This window comes from Maribacter arcticus, assembly GCF_900167935.1.
Taxonomy (GTDB): domain Bacteria; phylum Bacteroidota; class Bacteroidia; order Flavobacteriales; family Flavobacteriaceae; genus Maribacter; species Maribacter arcticus.
The window spans coordinates 151,238-171,765 of record NZ_FUYL01000008.1; the positions used below are offsets into that span (position 1 = coordinate 151,238).

The 20,528-nt window shown below is 33.6% G+C and carries 20 protein-coding genes and 1 tRNA gene; 14 read left to right on the plus strand and 7 right to left on the minus strand.

What is annotated here, in order from left to right; all coding sequences use genetic code 11:
* Positions 1-23: 23 nt before the first annotated feature.
* A complete protein-coding gene (locus tag B5X55_RS13345) occupies positions 24-1,223 on the minus strand; it encodes a YjiK family protein (RefSeq protein ID WP_079513131.1) in 1,200 nt (399 codons plus the stop codon).
* 174 nt (positions 1,224-1,397) lie between these two features.
* Between B5X55_RS13345 and B5X55_RS13350 the strand changes: the two genes are divergently transcribed.
* The 3 genes from B5X55_RS13350 to B5X55_RS13360 are packed head-to-tail and all read left to right on the plus strand — an operon-like array spanning position 1,398 to position 3,899.
* Positions 1,398-1,895 (plus strand): SRPBCC family protein, encoded by a 498-nt coding sequence (locus B5X55_RS13350; protein WP_079513132.1) that lies wholly within the window; start codon positions 1,398-1,400, stop codon positions 1,893-1,895.
* Complete coding sequence (locus B5X55_RS13355) at positions 1,896-2,585, plus strand: SDR family NAD(P)-dependent oxidoreductase (protein WP_079513133.1); 690 nt, start codon at positions 1,896-1,898, stop codon at positions 2,583-2,585.
* Positions 2,586-3,899, plus strand: a complete 1,314-nt coding sequence (locus B5X55_RS13360; RefSeq protein ID WP_079513134.1) for a cryptochrome/photolyase family protein — start codon at positions 2,586-2,588, stop codon at positions 3,897-3,899.
* 3 nt (positions 3,900-3,902) lie between these two features.
* Here the strand turns inward: B5X55_RS13360 and B5X55_RS13365 are convergent, their stop codons facing one another.
* The gene (locus tag B5X55_RS13365; protein ID WP_079513135.1) at positions 3,903-4,952 is read right to left on the minus strand and encodes a DUF6340 family protein; all 1,050 of its coding nucleotides are present in this window, start codon (positions 4,950-4,952) and stop codon (positions 3,903-3,905) included.
* 263 nt (positions 4,953-5,215) lie between these two features.
* On the opposite strand from B5X55_RS13365, the gene B5X55_RS13370 reads away from it, so the two are divergent.
* From B5X55_RS13370 to B5X55_RS13380, 3 genes are all read left to right on the plus strand, one after another.
* Positions 5,216-6,643, plus strand: a complete 1,428-nt coding sequence (locus B5X55_RS13370) for an amidohydrolase (protein WP_079513136.1) — start codon at positions 5,216-5,218, stop codon at positions 6,641-6,643.
* An 85-nt stretch (positions 6,644-6,728) separates the two neighbouring features.
* Positions 6,729-7,172 carry a VOC family protein gene (locus tag B5X55_RS13375; protein ID WP_079513137.1) on the plus strand — a complete coding sequence of 148 codons (444 nt, stop codon included), beginning with the start codon at positions 6,729-6,731 and terminating at the stop codon, positions 7,170-7,172.
* A gap of 30 nt (positions 7,173-7,202) precedes the next feature.
* Complete coding sequence (locus B5X55_RS13380) at positions 7,203-8,201, plus strand: pirin family protein (RefSeq protein WP_079513138.1); 999 nt, start codon at positions 7,203-7,205, stop codon at positions 8,199-8,201.
* A 403-nt stretch (positions 8,202-8,604) separates the two neighbouring features.
* On the opposite strand, the gene murA is transcribed toward B5X55_RS13380, so the two are convergent.
* The 3 genes from murA to B5X55_RS13400 all read right to left on the minus strand — a co-directional run bounded on the left by murA (position 8,605) and on the right by B5X55_RS13400 (position 10,957).
* The gene (murA, locus tag B5X55_RS13390; protein WP_079513140.1) at positions 8,605-9,912 is read right to left on the minus strand and encodes a UDP-N-acetylglucosamine 1-carboxyvinyltransferase; all 1,308 of its coding nucleotides are present in this window, start codon (positions 9,910-9,912) and stop codon (positions 8,605-8,607) included.
* Between the two features lie 16 nt (positions 9,913-9,928).
* On the minus strand, positions 9,929-10,588 hold the full coding sequence (locus tag B5X55_RS13395; protein ID WP_079513141.1) for a DUF4290 domain-containing protein: 660 nt from the start codon (positions 10,586-10,588) through the stop codon (positions 9,929-9,931).
* Between the two features lie 81 nt (positions 10,589-10,669).
* Entirely contained in the window at positions 10,670-10,957 is a 288-nt protein-coding gene (locus B5X55_RS13400; RefSeq protein ID WP_079513142.1) for a DUF493 family protein, read from the minus strand.
* 87 nt (positions 10,958-11,044) lie between these two features.
* Here B5X55_RS13400 and B5X55_RS13405 point away from each other — a divergent pair, with 87 nt between their 5' ends.
* The 5 genes from B5X55_RS13405 to B5X55_RS13425 all read left to right on the plus strand — a co-directional run bounded on the left by B5X55_RS13405 (position 11,045) and on the right by B5X55_RS13425 (position 15,569).
* Positions 11,045-11,614, plus strand: a complete 570-nt coding sequence (locus B5X55_RS13405; protein WP_159447548.1) for an AAA family ATPase — start codon at positions 11,045-11,047, stop codon at positions 11,612-11,614.
* Positions 11,607-13,502 carry a RecQ family ATP-dependent DNA helicase gene (locus B5X55_RS13410; protein WP_079513144.1) on the plus strand — a complete coding sequence of 632 codons (1,896 nt, stop codon included), beginning with the start codon at positions 11,607-11,609 and terminating at the stop codon, positions 13,500-13,502. The genes B5X55_RS13405 and B5X55_RS13410 overlap by 8 nt, the downstream gene beginning before the upstream one ends.
* 1 nt (position 13,503) lies before the next feature.
* Positions 13,504-14,451, plus strand: a complete 948-nt coding sequence (gene fmt / locus B5X55_RS13415) for a methionyl-tRNA formyltransferase (protein WP_079513145.1) — start codon at positions 13,504-13,506, stop codon at positions 14,449-14,451.
* Positions 14,452-14,625: 174 nt separating this feature from the next.
* Positions 14,626-14,898, plus strand: coding sequence for an HU family DNA-binding protein (locus B5X55_RS13420; protein WP_027066835.1), 273 nt, complete (start codon positions 14,626-14,628; stop codon positions 14,896-14,898).
* A 110-nt stretch (positions 14,899-15,008) separates the two neighbouring features.
* Positions 15,009-15,569, plus strand: a complete 561-nt coding sequence (locus B5X55_RS13425) for a YqgE/AlgH family protein (RefSeq protein ID WP_079513146.1) — start codon at positions 15,009-15,011, stop codon at positions 15,567-15,569.
* On the opposite strand, the gene B5X55_RS13430 is transcribed toward B5X55_RS13425, so the two are convergent.
* Together B5X55_RS13430 and B5X55_RS13435 are read right to left on the minus strand one after the other, a co-directional pair.
* The gene (locus B5X55_RS13430) at positions 15,566-16,423 is read right to left on the minus strand and encodes an aminotransferase class IV (RefSeq protein WP_079513147.1); all 858 of its coding nucleotides are present in this window, start codon (positions 16,421-16,423) and stop codon (positions 15,566-15,568) included. The two genes, B5X55_RS13425 and B5X55_RS13430, sit on opposite strands and share 4 nt — an antisense overlap.
* A 52-nt stretch (positions 16,424-16,475) precedes the next feature.
* Positions 16,476-16,859: an START-like domain-containing protein gene (locus B5X55_RS13435; protein ID WP_079513148.1), complete on the minus strand. Its 384-nt coding sequence runs from the start codon at positions 16,857-16,859 to the stop codon at positions 16,476-16,478.
* A 138-nt stretch (positions 16,860-16,997) separates the two neighbouring features.
* Between B5X55_RS13435 and B5X55_RS13440 the strand changes: the two genes are divergently transcribed.
* The 3 genes from B5X55_RS13440 to B5X55_RS13450 all read left to right on the plus strand — a co-directional run bounded on the left by B5X55_RS13440 (position 16,998) and on the right by B5X55_RS13450 (position 20,524).
* Positions 16,998-17,071, plus strand: a tRNA-Met gene (locus B5X55_RS13440).
* Between the two features lie 556 nt (positions 17,072-17,627).
* Positions 17,628-17,846, plus strand: a complete 219-nt coding sequence (locus tag B5X55_RS19300; protein WP_394332844.1) for an OmpA family protein — start codon at positions 17,628-17,630, stop codon at positions 17,844-17,846.
* Positions 17,847-17,857: 11 nt separating this feature from the next.
* Positions 17,858-20,524 carry a PAS domain-containing sensor histidine kinase gene (locus B5X55_RS13450; protein WP_079513149.1) on the plus strand — a complete coding sequence of 889 codons (2,667 nt, stop codon included), beginning with the start codon at positions 17,858-17,860 and terminating at the stop codon, positions 20,522-20,524.
* Positions 20,525-20,528 lie beyond the last annotated feature (4 nt).

Consider the following 20,528-nt stretch of genomic DNA (forward strand, 5'->3'; position numbering starts at 1 on the left):
TTCTTAAATACCTGAAGGTCTTACTATTGATAGACCGCAAAAGGTTTAGCAATTATTCCATCTTCAAGATATAAGGTCAAATAATAGATTGACGATTCTAAATGTTGAGATATGGTTCCTTTCTTTTCAATATTCCCCAAATTTTGCCAAACCAGTCTACCCGAAACATCATAAATAATTTGACCGTATATCTCCTTATTGGTTGAAAGAGAATAGTGATATTGGTTTGTAGAGTTATCTTTAAAAATAACCAACATGTCATTTCCTTCTGCGTTTTCTGGCTCAGGATTCTCAGTTTCTTCTGGTGTCTCTGGGGTTACGGGTACCTCAGGCTCTTCAGGGATCTCAGGTTCATCCGCTAAAATTTGAAAAGAAAATAATCTAGATATTGATTCAATTGTAGGGCTTTGTCTAGAATAATACTCGGATGTAAAAAAGTAATTAGTTGAATTAATTTGAGTTATTCCTTCAGCTTGAACAAAATTTAAACCGAGATTTTGTTGTATGTATCCGTCAAAAGGAGATTCTAAATTTAAATCTTCAACAATACCAATAAAAGGACTCAAAATAGTTGAGTACCCCATAAGCACCAACCTATTGGTTGCAACATCATAAGTTACATCAGTAACAAGGCCAACGTCTGCAATGGCTCCTACTCTATTTGCCTCGTGAATGCCCGGTGTTATAGGTAGTGTATACGCAACAGAACCAAAAGACTTCCATTGTTTAGTTAAAATGACAAACTGATTGTTTAAAATAAAAAAAGCTTCAGCATCCCAATCACTATTACCGTTATTGGTAAAATCTTCTTGGTCTTCATAAGAAAAGTTAATTGAAGTTGCTTCTACAGCATCAAATGATATAAAATCTTCCTTAGAAATTCGGTGTATCGCTAAATCTACACGTGTACCTAGATTATTACCAAAATCGCCTATATATATATACTCTTCATCTTGCGTTATTGCTTCCCAATCTATATTATCGACATTAGAAATAGTAATCCTTCTTTTAATAGATAGGTTTAAAGTATCTAACTCATATAATATTGGTTCATTACCAGAATCATTATGCGTAATTAGACTTTCATTAAAAAATATCAAACCCGAAGTTTCAAAAACTTCATCAGGAAGCTGCCCACGGGTTTGTAGTTTCTCTTGTGCTTGTAGACCAACCGCTAAAAAGAATAGTATGGCAAAACTTAGCTTTTGAATATGATTTTTCATAACAGTCAAATAAACTACAAAAAAGATAGATACGTATATATAAGCGACCTAAATATATTTTATTCGTTAAAGTCAATTATTAGAGTCCCACCTAAAGCTTAATTTAGATATTGTTTAACTATTATTATTTCTGGTTAGACAAAATTTGGTTCTATATTTGTTGAAATTTAATATATGAAACTATATCAATTACATTCTAAACAGGCTTTACCCATATCCAAGAAAGAAGCTTGGGATTTTCTATCTAATCCTGCGAATTTAAAAGTAATTACCCCTGAACATATGGGGTTTCATATTTTATCTGGTATAGATAGACCTATGTTTCCTGGCCAAATTATACAATATAAAGTTTCACCCTTTCCTGGTTATACTACCAAATGGGTAACTGAAATTACACATGTAAATGAAGGTAATTACTTTGTCGATGAGCAACGCTTCGGCCCCTACGCACTTTGGCATCATAAACACTTTATAAAAGAAATTGATGGAGGCGTAGAAATGGAAGACATAATCGATTATAAAATTCCATTTGGCATTTTGGGACAATTAGCACATCCATTAATTGTAAAAAAACAGCTTATCGAAATTTTTAAACATCGAGAACGAAAGCTTATCGAACTTTTTGGAAATCTTAAAAATGTTCCAAATGAACTAACCTTAAAATCATTTTAAATGAAAAATATACTCCTTATTGGTGGATCACATGGCATTGGTCTTTCTATCGTAAAAGAACTTCAAGAAACACATAAATTATTCGTTGCCTCACGAACAGATGAGTCATTGTCACATAATAACATTGTACATATTGAATTTGATGCTACCAAAGACGAATTAGATGTAACTAAACTTCCAGAAAAGTTGGATGGATTTGTCTATTGCCCTGGCAGCATCAATCTAAAACCATTTAAAATGATGGGGCTAGACACTTTTAAAGAAGATATGGAACTCAATTTTTTTTCATTGGTAAAAGTGGTAAAAGCCATAATATCTAGAATGGACGAAGGCTCTAGTATGGTATTCTTCAGTACTATTGCCGTCGGTACAGGCATGCCATTTCATACAAGTGTAGCTGCAGCAAAGGGTGCCATTGAAGGTTTTGCAAAGTCTATGGCAGCCGAATATGCCCCAAGAATAAGAGTTAACGTAATTGCCCCTTCTTTAGTTGATACTCCTTTAGCCAAGAGATTATTAAACAACGATAAGAAAAGAGATATGATGAGTGAACGTCATCCGCTAAAAAGGGTAGGTAATTCAGAAGATATATCCAATAGTGCAGTATTTTTATTGAGTGATAAAAGTACATGGATCACAGGACAGATTCTCGGTGTCGATGGTGGTCTTTCCACATTAAACATAAACTAAATGTCAAAAAAAGAGATATCGATTTTCTGGTTTAGAAGAGATCTTAGGTTAGATGATAATCTAGGATTTTTAGAAGCATTAAAAAGTGGCTTTCCTGTGCTTCCTATTTTTATTTTTGATAAAGAAATATTATCTAAACTGCCAAAAGATGACGCTCGTGTAACTTTTCTTTATAACACGTTACAGGCAATGCGCAAAAAACTACAAGAGGAAAACGACTGTTCTTTAGCCATGTACTATGGCAAACCATTTGATATTTTAAAAAGTATTACTGAAGATTATTCGGTAAAAAATATATTTACAAATAGAGATTATGAACCTTATGCAAAAAAAAGAGATTCGCAGATAGCATCATTTTCTCTTGAAAGGAATATTACATTTAAAACGTTCAAAGATCAAGTGATTTTTGAAAAATCGGATATCGTTAAAGGTGATGGCGATCCCTATGTTGTCTACACTCCATATAAAAATAAATGGAAAGAGTGTTTTGATGCTGACAATGATTTAAAGATTCATTATACAAGTCAATATCTATCAAATTTAATAGAAAATACCCACCTTCCAAACTTGTCCTTAAGCGACCTTGGTTTTACGAAATCTGATATTGAAGTACCAGAATATGATGTAACACCAACCCTAATAGACAATTATGAGGACACCCGTAATTATCCTGCTATAAAAAATGGAACTTCTCGCTTAGGTCCACATTTACGTTTCGGTACTGTTTCTGTCCGTAAAATGATGAAAAAGGCTATTGCAGAAGAAAACGAAGTGTTCTGGAGCGAATTAATTTGGAGGGAATTCTTTATGTCAATTTTATGGCATTTTCCCCATACGGTGGATCATGCTTTTAGAGCTAAATATGACCGTATTGATTGGAGAAATAATGAAGCAGAGTTTGAAAAATGGAAAAATGGGCAAACAGGCTATTTATTGGTAGATGCAGGAATGCGAGAATTGAATGCAACAGGATACATGCATAATAGAGTGCGTATGTTGGTCGCAAGTTTTCTTTGCAAACATTTGTTAATTGACTGGCGGTGGGGAGAAACTTATTTTGCCGAAAAATTATTGGATTACGAAATGAGCTCAAATGTAGGGAATTGGCAATGGGCTGCCGGTAGTGGTGTTGACGCGGCTCCTTATTTTAGAATTTTCAACCCAATGACCCAAGTCGATAAATTTGATAAGAATAAAGAATACATTAAAAAATGGATATCAGAATACAATACAGATGAATATCCAGTTAAAATGGTAGACCATAAAATGGCTAGAGAACGATGTTTAGAAACCTACAAACAGGCTTTAAATTAACCTTTATTTTGCGAGCTGCCTTTCCAGTTCTTGTTGGTTCACTACCCTTCTTTTAAGCATATTCACATAACGCAATCCTTCCTTATTACCATAATCGGCATAGGCTTTTGATGCAAATTCAATCGCTTTAATTAGGTTTCCATTAATTTCATTACTAATGGCCATATTGTAATAGGCTCTACCTGCTACTTTTAAATTAGGATTGTTCAATTCCGCATTCCATAATTCTGCTGCACCGTCCCAATTTCCAGTTAGTGCACGTCTTTTCGCAATCTTAAAATTAGAACTTCCTCTTACGAAGTAATCTCTAGCTATACGAATACGTTCTGGTTTAGTAAATGAGGCGTAATTAGAGCCCAAATTGGTACTTACATCCAACACGGCCTCTTTTCGACCAATTACGGCCTCAAAAGCCTTTATAGGGTTTATTCCCTCACCTTTAGAATAGATTTGATCATTTGAAATATATTCATCAACAATAGTTCTATTTGCAGGATCATACACACGCCATCCATTTTTTATAACGGTATTTAATTTAATTCTATGCCCAGGTACTTCTGCTACTATTCCTAAATTGTTTGGTATCCTTACCATTATTATTTCATAATCTACTGCTGTATCTGTATCATAAAATTCAAGAGAAAACAAAACATCAACTCCATTTTCCTGACAAATTTGGTCTACTATTTCCCATGAAAGAGCAGAAGGAAAAACGCCTAAACCTTTTTCAAAATCTTTTTGACCTTCAATAATTTTAACGGATTCAAAACGGTTACCGCGTTCTAGCTCATAACTAAGTCCTAGAATTGCATTTTGTGCTCCTTCCTTATCCAGATTAAGACCTTCTAAGGATAAAACCTTATCTATTTTATCGACTACTTTATTCTTTTCAGATGCGGTGCTCCTATTTATGATACCGATACTGGAAACATCTGATGATATCGAAACCTGAGCTGGTTGGGTTATGCCCATCGTTAGTCTATTCGTTGAACTACAGGCAATAATTGAAAATGATGCGAAAATTAAGAGCAGTTTGAAAACTAGATTTTTCATAATTCAAAAATTTTAAAACATAACGATTTGATTATAAACGAAAAATGAGATCTAAAATTATATAAATCCTAAGTTTTCATTCGATACATATTATAATCAACCTCAAATGAATCTAACATTCCATGTCTGTTCATAAACACTGGTATGAATGCAAACACGTAACTTTAATTAAACAGTGTAAAATGGTATATTTACTATTATCTTTTTAAAATGCTCTACTTCTATAAAGAATTAGAGAAAATTAATAACCAACACTACCTAAAATGAAAAAAACATTATTAATGGCCCTCTGTTTGTGCATGAGTGCTTCAGTTTTTTCTCAGAAAATGAGCAAGGACAAAAACCTATTAATTTCTTCTATTGAAAAACATAAAGAAGAACTTATTAAAATAAGTGATTCTATTTGGACATTGGCAGAAACTGCCTTTGACGAAACAGAGTCTTCACGAATTTTAGCTGATTATGCGGAAAAGAACGGACTAACCGTTACAAGGGGAGTTGCTGATATTCCGACCGCATTTACTGCTACTTATGGCTCTGGAAGTCCTGTAATTAGTATTCTTGGTGAATTTGATGCACTACCTGGTATTTCTCAAAAAACTTCCCCCATAAAAGAACCATTTAAAGAAGGTGCAGCGGGTCATGGTTGTGGTCATAATATGTTTGGTACTGCAAGTCTTGGTTCGGCAATTGCCATAAAAGAATTAATGGATGCTGGAAAGATTACCGGTACTGTAAAATTCTTAGGAACACCAGCAGAGGAAAAATATTTTGCAAAGGTTTGGATGGTAAAAGCAGGATTGTGGGATGATGTAGATGTAAATGTAAGTTGGCATCCATCCGCTAGTATAGAAGCAGATGTTCAAAGCGGATTATCTTTAATTGATTTTATCGTTGAATTTTATGGTCAGTCTGCACATGCCTCTATGGATCCATGGAATGGGCGTAGCGCTTCAGATGCATTAGAGTTATACACGACAGGAATAAATTATTACAGAGAACACATTTTACCAACTTCTCGTATTCATTACCACATACAAGATGCCGGACAAGTAGTAAATGTGGTGCCAGATTATGCAAAACTTTGGGTTCGTGTTAGAGATCCTAAAAGGTCTAAAATGCTACCAACCTACGAACGCGTAAAGGAAATGGCAGAAGGAGCGGCTATTATGGCCAATGTAGATTATAAAATTTCATTGGTTTCTGGTATCTATGAAACGTTGGTAAATCGCTCTGGCGGTGAAATCATGCAAAATAACTTAGAATTGCTAGGTCCTATAACCTATACCGAAGAAGAAACTGTTTTTGGAAAAGCGATTCAGAAAGCAACGGGGAAACCTGAAATAGGTATGGATGGTATTGTACACCCATTAAAAGAGACAGAAGAAAATCCAGGTGGAGGCTCTACCGATGTAGGTGATGTAAGTTGGAATGTTCCAAATATCAACTTAGGAGTGTCCGTAGCCCCTGCAGGAACACCTTGGCATTCATGGGCAGTTGTAGCTTGTGGTGGTATGTCAATTGGACATAAGGGAATGATACATGCATCAAAAGCGATGGCTATGACCATGTTAGATCTTTTCCAAAACCCGAAATTAGTTACTAAAGTAAAAGAGGAATTCAAAACACGTAAAGGTGACGAAGTTTATGAACCAATGATCGAAGGCCCACCACCATTAAATGATAAATAATAAAGTAAATAAAAAGAAGCTATCTTAATCGATAGCTTCTTTCATTTTTGAGTAACTTCAATGTTCAAAAAATCACACTTTTAAAATGAAAAAAATAGTACTACTACTTATTTTTATTTCGGGTTCATTCATATCTGCACAGTCTTTTGATTTTCAATATGACCATTATTCATTAATTGTAAAAGATTTAGATAAGGTAGGTGCCTTTTACAAAGACATATTGAACTTAAAGGAAATACCACACCCTTCTGCGCCATCAGGGTTTAAATGGTTTGTAATTCAAGGAAATTCACAATTACATTTAATTGGCAAAGATAGTGTTGCGATGGAGCATAGTAAAAGTGTTCATCTATGTTTAGCAACGCAGAAACTAGACGAACTTATTGCTTATTTAGAAGAAAAAAACGTCCCATATTGGGATTGGCCAGGTAAAGAGAATACTGTTACATTAAGGGCCGATGGTGTTCGTCAGATTTACGTAAAAGACCCAGAAAACAATTGGGTAGAAATTAATAATGCAGTGCATTAATTTTTTGCACATTTCAAATTTTAGCGCATTATGATAGATGAAATTAAAAACATATTCAAGTTAGATTTCCCATGGCAAACCCAAGATCCATTTCTATTTTGTGTTTACCATTTAGATCACTACCCAAAAGGTAATGGAGAACTTGGGCCTGCTGATTCTTTACAAGGTAGAAATCTTGGTAATGATTTTACGGTAAAAGATGGCTGGCGAATGTATCATGGAACAACTATTCCCGGGTTTCCCGCACATCCTCATCGTGGTTTTGAAACTATAACCATTGCAAATAAAGGTTTCTGTGATCACTCAGATTCTTTAGGTGCTGCTGGCCGTTTTGGTGAAGGAGATGTTCAATGGATGACAGCAGGAAGTGGTGTTCAACACTCTGAAATGTTTCCATTACTACATACAGAAAAGGAAAACACCTTAGAACTTTTTCAAATTTGGTTAAACTTGCCACAAAAAAGTAAGTTTGTTGACCCACATTTTAAAATGCTTTGGCACGAAGATATTCCTGTATTAGAATTAGACGAGAGCACAGTAAAAATCATCGCAGGTAATTTTAAAAAGCACAATGCTCCAAAACCAGCACCAGATTCTTGGGCGGCAGATAATGAGAATGAAGTTGCTGTATGGCTTATTCATATACATGTGAATGGGTCGATTACATTACCAAAAGCAGAGAAAGGCACAATTCGAACGATATACTTTTACGAAGGCAGTACAATCGAAATTTCAGGGGAAAGTATTCAGCTAAATCACGGCATAGAAGTAGAAGCATCAAAAGAAATAAAGTTAAATGCTAATGACAAAGACGCTAAGGTATTAATTCTACAAGGCAAACCCATAAATGAACCAGTTGCAAAATATGGACCATTTGTTATGAATACCGATGAAGAGTTACAAAATGCAATGGATGAATTTAGACTAACACAATTTGGAGGCTGGCCATGGAGATATCCTGATCATGTTCATGAGACAAACCGTGGTAGATTCGCTAAATATCCTGACGGAACAATAGTAGAAAAGTAAATGCTCGAAACAATCCGTTTAATCTGCGATACTGGATTATTTGTTCTAATATGGATTGTACAACTAATCATATATCCCAGTTTCTCTTATTACAAACATGATGACCTTTTTAAATGGCACGATATCTACACCAAAAGAATCGCTGTTATCGTAATTCCGCTAATGGTCGGGCAATTGATTACAAGCAGTATACAAGTTTATTTTAACCCTTATTTTTACACCATTACGAGTAGTTTATTGGTTATTGGTGTATGGCTTTCCACATTTTTAGTATTCGTGCCTTTACATACCAATTTATCAAAAAGAGAAGAAGTAGAATTATCTATAAAAAAACTAAAACTCCATAATTGGCTACGAACCTTATTATGGAGTTTAATTTTTATAGTAACGTGTTATTATAAATTTAAGACCTCGTAATTTTAGCGCCTATAGCACGTAATCTTTCATCTATATTTTCGTAACCACGATCAATTTGCTCGATGTTATGAATAGTTGAAGTTCCTTTTGCAGATAATGCAGCAATCAATAAGGAAACCCCCGCTCTAATATCTGGCGAAGTCATTGTTGTTGCCTTCAGAGTAGATTTGAAATCGTGACCTATTACAGTTGCTCTATGTGGATCACAAAGTATCACCTTAGCACCCATATCTAATAATTTATCCACGAAAAACAAACGACTTTCAAACATTTTCTGATGAATAAGTACTTCACCTCTTGCCTGTGTCGCAACTACCAACATGATACTTAATATATCTGGTGTTAATCCTGGCCAAGGTGCATCGGCAATGGTTAAAATAGAACCATCTATATAATTTTGTATTTCGTATCCATCTTTATGAATAGGAATAAAGATATCGTCTCCCCTTCGTTCTACTGTTATCCCTAATTTTCTAAATACGGTAGGTATTTGACCTAAATCGTCCCAACTTACATCTTTAATTGTTAGTTCACTTTTGGTCATTGCCGCTAAACCAATCCAGCTACCAATCTCTATCATATCAGGTAGCATTCGGTGTTCAGTACCACCCAGTTTATCAACACCATCAATAACTAAAAGATTGGATCCAACACCAGATATCTTAGCACCCATTCTATTCAGCATTTTACATAACTGCTGTAAATAGGGCTCACATGCCGCATTATAAATTGTCGTTTGGCCTTCTGCTAAAACAGCTGCCATAACAATATTAGCAGTACCAGTAACCGAAGCTTCATCCAACAACATGTAGGTGCCGATTAACTTCTCTGCCTCTACACCGTAAAAATATTCTTCACGATTATAACGAAACTTAGCTCCAAGTTTTATAAAACCTTCGAAATGAGTGTCTAATCGCCTTCTACCAATTTTATCACCACCCGGCTTAGGAATGTATCCCTTACCAAAACGTGCCAATAATGGTCCAACGAGCATTATGGATCCTCTTAGACCTCTACCGTCTTGCTTAAATTGATCAGACTGTAAATAATCCATATTAACATCGTCTGCCTTAAACGTATAGGATCCTTTGCCTTTTTTCTGAATTTTTACACCTAAATCCTCTAAAAGAGATATCAGCTTATTTACATCAACAATGTCTGGAATGTTGTTGATTGTTACTTTTTCATCTGTCAGTAGTACGGCGCAAAGTATTTGAAGTGCTTCGTTCTTTGCTCCTTGAGGTGTTATTTCACCAGATAACTGGTGCCCTCCTTCAATTTTGAATGTTCCCATCTAGAGAAGTGGAAATTTAATAGCGTTTTTTACCGCGGTTAGTATTATTATTTCTTTGATTTTTCTTACCTGTAGTTACTCTTGGGGTTTTAGCAACTCTATTCTTAAGGAACTGTCCGCTATCCGTTAAGCTTTCCCCTTCTGCAGCTAAATCTATACGACCATCGCTTAATTCGAATAAATGCTTAAAAATGGCCGAATCATCAACAACATCTTTGTTCCAATTTAGGTAACATTTTTTCATATGATTGGCAATGGCGTACTCTAAACCAGAGCGCTTATCGCCTTTCTCCCATTCAACAGCCACATCGACCATCCGTTTTATATTATTACCGTAAAATCGATATTTCGGAAAATTCTGAGGGTATTCTAAAGCCTCAGGTCTTTGTCTTAAAATCTCTTTTGAGGTTATAGGGAATGGTGATTCTACATCCAATTTAAAATCGGACATAATAAATAATTGATCCCAAAGTTTATGTTGAAAATCAGGCACATCACGCAAATGGGGTTGCAAATTACCCATTACGCTAATAATAGCCTGAGCCACTTTATTTCGTTCAACCGGATCTTCGATAGATACAGCGTGGTCTACCATTTTTTGGAAATGACGACCATACTCTGGTATAATTAAATGTGAACGTTCTGTATTATATTCTAGGTTTTCTACTAATTGCAAATTGAAATTTTTTACTTAATGTTTTGAAGAAGTATTCTTATAACGATGCCAAATTAATAAAATTATAGATGAAATGCTATTTTACAAGGAGATTACGCCTTCTATTTCACCTACTTCTTTATATTTTTTGATTACATCATCTGGGTCCCTCAAATTTACTGTAATCGAAATGCTTGTGTATTTCCCGTTTTTCGATTTTTTCGAGTTAATTACAGCCCCCATATTATCGAATATTTTATGAATTTTATCAACCTTATCCGTTTCACTCTTTACTATGAATTTATATAGATAATTTGATGGCCATTTGGAGGTAGCTTCTAATTGTTCCTTTAATTTTTTATAAAACTCTACTGGGTTATTTTCGTCCATAACTTCTATTTTACACAAAGATAAGAGTAATCAACCAGTTTTTTAATACTCTTGGTTTACGTACTTTTGCTCATATAAATGATGAGTTTGAGTAATAAAAGAATTGTAATTACAGGCGGACCAGGAACAGGTAAAACTGTATTGATTTCATCACTTGAAGAAAATGGTTTTTACTGTTTTCATGAAGTGATTAGAACTATGACCCTAGATGCATTGAACGGCAAACCAGTAGATGAGTTATTGGTAAATCCTATAGATTTTGTCGACGATGCAAAAAGTTTTAATGATGAACTCATAAGTGCGCGTTTAAAACATTTTACAAATGGTAAAAACATTGATAAAATGCATTTGTTTTATGATCGAGGTTTACCCGATGTCATTGCTTATATGAATTACTTTAATCAACCCATTGAAAAAAGATATAATGATTTGTGTCTTGAAAATCGTTATGACGAAGTTCTAATATTACCACCTTGGAAAGATATATACGTGCAGGATAACGAACGTATGGAAAATTTCGAACAAGCTTGTGGTATTCATGAGCATCTTGAAAAGACATATATAGATTTAGGATACAAACCAATTGAAATACCATTTGGCACGATAGAAAATCGTTTGCAATTTGTAGTTGACCTTATAGAAAAAATCGGTGAATAATACCCCAAAAGACATCTTATTAAAATTTTGGGGCTTTGATAGTTTTAGAGGCTCACAAGAAGAGATTATTAACGCTGTTATTAATAATCAAGATGTATTGGGATTATTACCCACAGGAGGCGGAAAGTCTCTTTGCTTTCAAGTACCCGCCTTAATGAAGGAAGGTATTTGCATTGTCATTTCCCCATTAATCGCATTAATTGAAAATCAAGTAGATAACCTACAAAAACGAGGAATAAAAGCTCTAGGTTTAAAAGGCGGACTCAAATTTAGTGATGTTGACAAATTACTTGATAATTGTATTTACGGCAATTACAAATTTTTATATTTATCTCCAGAACGTCTTCAACAAGAACTTGTTCAAGAACGAATTAAAGGAATGAATGTTTCTTTATTCGTTATCGATGAAGCCCATTGTATTTCTCAATGGGGTCATGATTTTAGACCTGCATATTTAACGTGTTCTATATTACGAGATTTACACCCAAAAGTGCCTATGATAGCGCTAACGGCAACTGCGACCAAAAAAGTTAGCGAAGACATTATCACCTCTCTTAATCTTCAGCAGCCTTTAATAAAAAAGGATTCGTTCTATAGAAAAAATATAGGCTTCGGGGTTATTATGACCGAAGATAAAAACAATTACCTTAAACAGTATTGTAGAAAAATCAAGAACAGTGCAATTGTATATGTTAGAAGCAGAAGAAAATCTGAAGAATTATCTAAATACCTTTTAAAGAATGGTCTTAAAGCAACTTTTTATCATGGTGGAATAGACCAAAAAGCCAAATCTGAACGTCTAAATTTATGGCTACAAGATAAAGTGAAAATTATGGTTGCCACAAATGCTTTTGGCATGGGAATAGACAAGCCTGATGTGGAGCTAGTTGTCCATTATCAAATACCTGACAGTGTAGAGAATTATTTTCAAGAGGCAGGCAGAGTAGGCAGGAATGGTGCTTATTCAAAAGCAATTCTATTAACAAATACCACGGATAAATTATTAGTTAAAAAGCAGTTTTTAGAAGTTTTACCAGATGTATCGTATATAAAGAAGATATATTTAAAATTGAATAACTACTTTCAAATTGGATATGGTGAATTTACCGAAACAAAATTTCAATTGAATTTTAATGAATTTTGCACTGTATATAAGTTGAATAGTTTTTTAACCTATAATGCATTATTAATTTTAGACCGAAATTCAGTTATTTCGTTATCTGAGAATTTCTCTAAAAAACAAACTATTAAGTTTAAAACTGACAAAGAAACGCTTTATAGATACATTGCCGAAAATCCTAAACTAGAAAATTTCATAAAAGTAGTGCTTAGAACCTATGGTGGTCTTTTTGAATTTGATACTCAAATAAACACTTATTTATTAGGGAAAAAGACACAAATATCAGAGTCACTCATAGATTTAAATTTTAAGCAACTAGCTACAGATAATATTATTGATTATACGAGTATTGCTAGCGATTTAGAGATTTTGTTCCTAGTACATAGAGATGATGACCGAACTATAAATCGGTTTGCAAATATTATTGATGACCAGAATCAACTTAAAATTGAGAATGTTTCTAAAATGCTTGCTTACATAGAAAATGATACAATATGTAGAAGCGTTCAATTATTACAATATTTTGGAGAAACTCAAAAAGGTGTATGTGGTATTTGCGATGTTTGCATTAAAAACAAACTAGGTGATGTTGATGTAATAAACACAAAATTGAAAATAATCGAGTGTTTGAAAATTAATAAAGCGAACTCAAGAGAACTTCAGGATAGCTTAAATATAAACCATGACATAATAATTATTGCCTTACAGGAATTATTAGAAGAAAATCACATTACATTAAATTCTATAAACGAATACGAACTTATATAACATGGAAACATTAAGAATCATATTTATGGGTACCCCAGATTTTGCCGTAGGCATTTTGGATATACTTGTTAAAAATGAATATAATATAGTCGGTGTAATTACAGCACCTGATAGACCAGCAGGTAGAGGTAGAAAATTAAATGAATCCGCAGTAAAAAAATATGCAGTTGATAATGGCATTAATGTATTACAGCCCACTAACCTAAAGAATGACGACTTTCTAGAAACCTTAAAATCTTTAAATGCCAACTTACAGATTGTTGTAGCTTTTCGAATGTTACCAAAAGTGGTATGGAATATGCCAAAATATGGCACATTTAATCTTCATGCTTCTCTGTTACCGCAGTATCGTGGCGCAGCACCTATTAACTGGGCCATCATTAATGGTGAAACTAAAACAGGTGTTACAACTTTCTTCATAGATGAGAAAATAGATACAGGAGCAATCATACTGCAAGACGAAACATCAATAGAAAAAACCGATAATGCAGAAGATTTACATGACCGCTTAATGAATTTGGGCGCAAAAACAGTTTTAAAAACGGTAGAGCGCATTCAGAATGATAATTTCAAAACAACAAAGCAACCTAATCATGACAATTTAAAACTTGCCTATAAGATACATAGAGAAACTTGCGAAATTGATTGGAGCAAACCTATTGAAGATATCTATAACTTTATTCGTGGTCTAAGCCCCTACCCTGCAGCATGGACTACCTTAGAAAACGCTAATTCAAAAATTATAACGAAAATATATAAAGCCAATATAATACTTGAACAACATAACCTAGAAATCGGGGCCTTAGTTTTCAATAAAAAAGAAATGAAAGTTGCCGTTAAAGATGGGTACTTGAATCTAGAAGAAATACAGCTTCAAGGAAAAAAAAGAATGCATGTTAAAGATGTACTAAATGGCTTAAATCTAGAAGAAAATGCTAAAATGGGGTGAAGCCCCGTTGTCATTGGGCTGCGAGAATTGTAAAAAAACACCTACTTTATCAACAAACACGCTGAGTTATCAACAAAATGGGGTATTTCCCCTTGTTTTACTTGTGTTCGTCATAAATCCATATAAATTTGTTACTAGGTATAAATTTTTTAATCACAATTAATTAATCACATTATGAACAAAACAGAATTGATCGATGCAATGGCAGCTGATGCTGGCATCACAAAAGCTGCGGCTAAAAAGTCATTGGAATCTTTCTTGGGAAATGTTGAAAATTCCCTAAAAAAAGGAGATAGAATTTCTTTGGTAGGTTTCGGTTCTTGGTCCGTATCTAAAAGAAATGCAAGAGAAGGTAGAAACCCATCAACTGGAAAAACTATCCAAATTGCTGCTAAAAATGTAGTTAAGTTTAAAGCAGGTGCTGATTTAGGCAAAGCTGTAAACTAATTTTACATAGATAAATTTTTAAAAGCGCCTTTAAAGGCGCTTTTTTGTTTCTATGATTTTTGCACTTAAGAGGATTTATCTTACTTTAGGTATATAATCTGATTTTATAAATGGTCACTTTAAAACCAACTAAAGGCAAATTGCTTATCGCTGAACCCTCACTAACCGGTGATGTTTCTTTTAATAGATCCGTCGTTTTGTTAGCTGAGCATAGCAATGAAGGTTCAGTAGGTTTCATCTTGAACAAGCCTTTAGAGTATCAAATAAATGATTTAGTAACCGAAATTGAATTGCCATTTCTGGTTTACAATGGTGGCCCTGTAGAACAAGACAATCTTTACTTCATTCATAAAGTGCCACATCTTATTGACAACAGCGTAGAAATTTCTGACGGAATTTATTGGGGAGGAGATTTTGAAACCACGGTTGAACTCATCAATAAAGAAATTATTTCTGAGGATGATATACGATTTTTCTTAGGATATTCAGGTTGGTCTTCATTACAACTTGACGAAGAACTATCCTCAAGATCGTGGATAGTAATTGAAAACGAACATGAAAGTAGGATTATACAAAAGGCAGCAAATGCATTTTGGAAAGAAAACATGATACAGTTAGGTGGAGATTATTTGCTTTGGTCTAATGCTCCAGAAAATCCTAGTTTAAATTAAATAGCTTTACTTACAGACATTCTTGCAGCCGCATTTAATTTACCTATCAAATTTTTCGCAACAAAATTTGAGTACACCTTTTTCCGATATTTCGTAATTGAAATTATACCATCTATAGCATTGATTGTAAATAATTCATCCGCTTTTTGAAGTTCAAATGGTGAAATGCTAAGTTCTTGCAATTCATAATCTTCTAGTTTTGAAATGATTTCAATCACTTTTTTTCTTAGAATTCCGTTTAAGCATCCATCGGTTAATGGTGGTGTTTTTATAACATTCTTTTGAATTAAAAAGATATTACCGTTTAAAGACTCTATAACTTGTTTCTGCTCGTTTAAAACCAAGCAGTCATTATAATCATTTTCTTGAGCATAAATTCGACCTACAACATTCAGAATTTTATTCGTAGTATCAAGATTAGAAAGCATGCTAGCATTCTTATAAAAATCTTTAAAAAGCTCTACTTCATATTCATTCTCTTCTAAAATATAAAAAGGATTTGACAATATAGAAGTTGTTACTATGTATGAAATACTATTATTTGCCAGGGCATCATCATTTTCACTATTTCTAAAAACAGTGAATTTCACACGTTTTGTTACTTTTAAACCTTCCTTTAAGACAGTTTTAAGTATTTCTTCTTCCATAAATTCCATGGTGAAATTCATAGGAATCTCCATACGAAGAATCCGCATCGAAGACATTAGTCTTAAATAATGTTCTTCTAGAAAGATGACTTCACCAGAAACAACACGTAGTTCTTCATAAACAGCGTCACCCCATTGCAATCCCCTATTTTTTGCGTCTAGAATTTTATCATCTTCATTAAGAAGTTTGCCATTAAAATTGAACATAAAAAAAGCCTTAAAAAATTAAGGCTCAAAGATACTGTAAATAAGAATATTTCTATGACGATCCCAATACCTGCTTTAAATCAGATACTTGATTGGTCCATAACATCTTAGATTCCTCCACTTCATCATCATCAGCAAAATCTGTTATAAACAAAGAAACATCTTTAGTTATTTCGTCAACAATTATTTTCATTTCAAAATAACTATTATCCTCTGCTTCTTCCCAAGCAAAGCGAACGAATTCGTCTGTTTTTCTTTTTAATAATTTAGCTTCTTCTTCAGCTCCGTCCCAAATAAAGGTAAACTTCTCGCCTCTAGAATTAACGTTATCAGCAAACCATTCTGATAAGCCAGAAGGTGTTGCCAAATATTGATATAACATTTGTGGTGAAGACTGAATTACGAATTCTATTTCAAATTTTATTTTATCGCTCATTTTCCTACTACTTTATGCCGAGCAATATATATATTTCTAAATGATTAAAAAATATTTGTGCACTATAATTTTTTTAAGCTGCATTAGTTGAAGAACAAATAATTTACCACTATATTTGCAGCCGTTTAAAAATACTATGGCGAGGTAGCTCAGTTGGTTAGAGCGTCGGATTCATAACCCGGAGGTCGGGGGATCGTGCCCCCCTCTCGCTACATCAGTAAAATCTACCAAAACAGCGGTTTAGTTCACTCTAAACCGTTTTTTTATGTCTATATTTCTGGAAGTAATTACGATTGAACACGAAAGTGAACACGTTTTAGAATAGATATTTGTCAACAAAAAGTAATTTTTCGGTTTCAAATATCTATTCTGAAAAGGTTGAATTTTCTAAAAGAAGGAATATTAATTTCACCTATCGAAATCCCAAAACCACAAAATTCAAAATTAGCATCTGAATGGAATTCCTGTTTTTTTTTAATTTCAGGAAGGAGTTTTTAATAGAAAACTTCTCTGAGAAATTTAAAGAAGTTTTTTTTACCTAAACTTAAATCTAAACAGCTACTAGATTCGAAAGCACAACTTAAATAGTCATTGCAATATTGAAAGGTTGAGAAATTACCATGAACCTACTCAGGCCGACAATTTAAAAACGCCTACGATTGGAATGGATTTAATCAAATACCTAAATCTTTACCAATCTATTTCGATTTGGATAAATCTGAAATTAGAACAGATGCGATTGTTTCATAAAAAAGCGTAATTGATTTTATAAATCAATATTCAAATATTAATATTGAAGTTAGGCCTCATACCAATGTATCTTCAATTGAAGCATATAACCAAAAACTTTCTAAATATAAAGCGAAAGTTACTATTGCTTATTTAGAAGCAAATGGAGTTATTCAAGGCAGACTTACAGCGCACGGTTTCGAAGAGGCACTATTATTAAATGATAATATTCATTATCTTATGAGAATTTTCTTATAAAATTTAAATAATTGGGTATAAATAAGAATAATTCGGAGTCATTAGAGAAGTATCATAAAATATTCATAGAGCAAACCCCTACGGCTATTGCTATGCTAGATAATAATATGGTATACTTAGCAATCTCACAGCGCTGGCTTAAAGATTATAAGTTGGAAGAGCAAGAAGTAATAGGTCGTTCCCATTACGATGTCTTCCCCGAAATAGGTGATGATTGGAAAGAGCATCATAAAAAATGTCTTCAAGGCGCTGTAGATACCTGTGATGAAGCTCCATTTCAACGCGCAGATGGTTCTTTACAATGGATTTATTGGGATGTTCGCCCATGGTATACTACCAATGGGGAGGTAGGCGGTTTGTTAATGCATACGGGTGACATTACACACCAAAAGGAAAAAGATTTAGAAAAAAAACGAATCGAAGAAATACTTGAAAAAACAAATGAAATTGCTCGTATAGGAACTTGGGATTTAAATCTTATAACTAATGAGGTTTATTGGAGTGAAATGGTTCGTGAAATACATGAAGTTTCCGAAGATTTTATTCCAACGATGGAGGCTTCTAAAAATTTTTATGAAGAAACAGAAAGTCGTGATCGATTTGTAAATACTGTTAGAGATTCAATGCTAAAAGGCACGCCATTTGATTTAGAGTTAGAAATTATAACCGCGAAAGGAAAATCTAATTGGGTGCGTGTCGTGGGTCAGCCTGAAATTTTAGAAGGAAAATGTACTAGGCTTTTTGGCATCATTCAAGATATCAACAAAATTATTCAATCAGAAAAAGCACTTAGTAAAGCTCATTCTGAATTACAAGGCATATTTAATTCAAAAGCCATTGCAATTATTACCGCCGACAAAAATGGGTTTATTAATAGATTTAACCAGGGTGCAGAGGAAATATTGGGCTATTCTGCAACCGAATTAGTAGGGTCAAAAAGGCCTGATGTATTTCTTGTAAAAGAAGAAATAGCAGAATTTAGAAAGAATTTGGTACAATCATTTAATAAAGACCCATCATTAATTGACCCAGTAGAATACTTAAAAAGTCACGATTTAAATAATACACGAGAATGGACATATCGTAGAAAAAACGGCGATACATTTCCTGTGTTAACGACATTGTCGAGCTTAAAAAATGATAAAGGTGAAAATGAGGGATTTATTGCGGTAGCCACAGATATTTCAAAATTAAAAAAAGTAGAGAATGAACTGTTGAAAAAAAATCAGCTACTAAATTTTGCTGAAGAACTTTCGATGATAGGTCATTGGCAATGGAACACTGTCTTGGATAAGGTAGAATGGTCTCAAAACCTCTACACATTGGTTGAACTCGATGAAGAGTTCGTTGACTTGAAGTTTGACACCTATTTTAGTTTTGTTCACCCAGAAGATAAAGAAATTGTCACTCATTATTTTGATAAAGCAGTTAAGAACAAAGAATTCTATAGCTTCACACATCGTATTGTTACTACCTCAGGTAAAACAAAAACGATCCAACTTTTAGGCGAGGTAATCACAAACAAAAAAGGTGAAGTAATAGAAATGATCGGTACGGGTCAAGATGTTACTGAAATAAAAATGGCTGAACGAAAATTTAGAGGGCTTTTAGAATCTGCCCCAGATGCCATGGTAATTGTTAATGAAAAAGGTAAAATACAGCTTATCAATAAACAATCTGAAAAATTATTTGGATATACCCCTGAAGAATTATTTGAAAAATCAGTAGAGGTCTTAATTCCTGAAAAATTATATCCTAGCCATACTTCACACCGAAAGAACTTTTCCCATACTCCAAAAGCAAGAGAAATGGGAAGTGGCAAAGAATTATATGGAGTAAATAAAATTGGAAAAAAAATACCCATTCAAATAAGTTTAAGTCCACTTCATACAGAAGAGGGATTATTAGTTTCCGCTGCTATACGCGATATTACAAAGCAAAAATTAGCAGAGTCTAAACTAATTGAAGCAAAAGAAAATCTAGAGCATATAGCACAAAAATTATCGAAACAAAATAAGCAACTCGCAGATTTTACACATATAACATCTCATAATTTAAGAGCACCTGTAGCTAATCTTAATTCATTGATGGAATTATATAACATGTCAGAAAGCGAACCTGAGCGCATAGATTTGCTTGACAAGTTTGAAACGGTTATACAGCATCTCACTTTAACTTTAAACACGTTAATAGAGGCATTAAAAACAAAGATTACCGATACGAGTGAAGGTCTAGAAAATGTTGACTTAAATGATGTTCTAAAAAGTACAAATGAAATTTTGAGTGGAGTAATATTGAAGTCTGGGGCTATAGTTAAAGGCGATTTTTCTAATGTATCTACTATTACTTACAATAAAGTTTATATGGAAAGTATTTTTCTCAATTTGGTAGGCAATGCAATTAAGTATAAATCTGAAGCACGAGCGCCCGAAATATTTATAACCTCTGAAGTTGAAAATGGAAAAATAATTCTTAAATTCAAGGATAACGGCCTAGGCATTGATTTAGAAAGGCATAGGCATAAGTTATTTGGATTAAACAAAGTTTTTCACAGGCACCATGATGCAAAGGGTGTCGGTTTATTTTTGACAAAAACACAAATTGAAGTAATGGGTGGATTTATTTCGGCTTCTAGTAAGGTAGATGTAGGTACAACCTTTACCATAAATTTTAATTAACTAT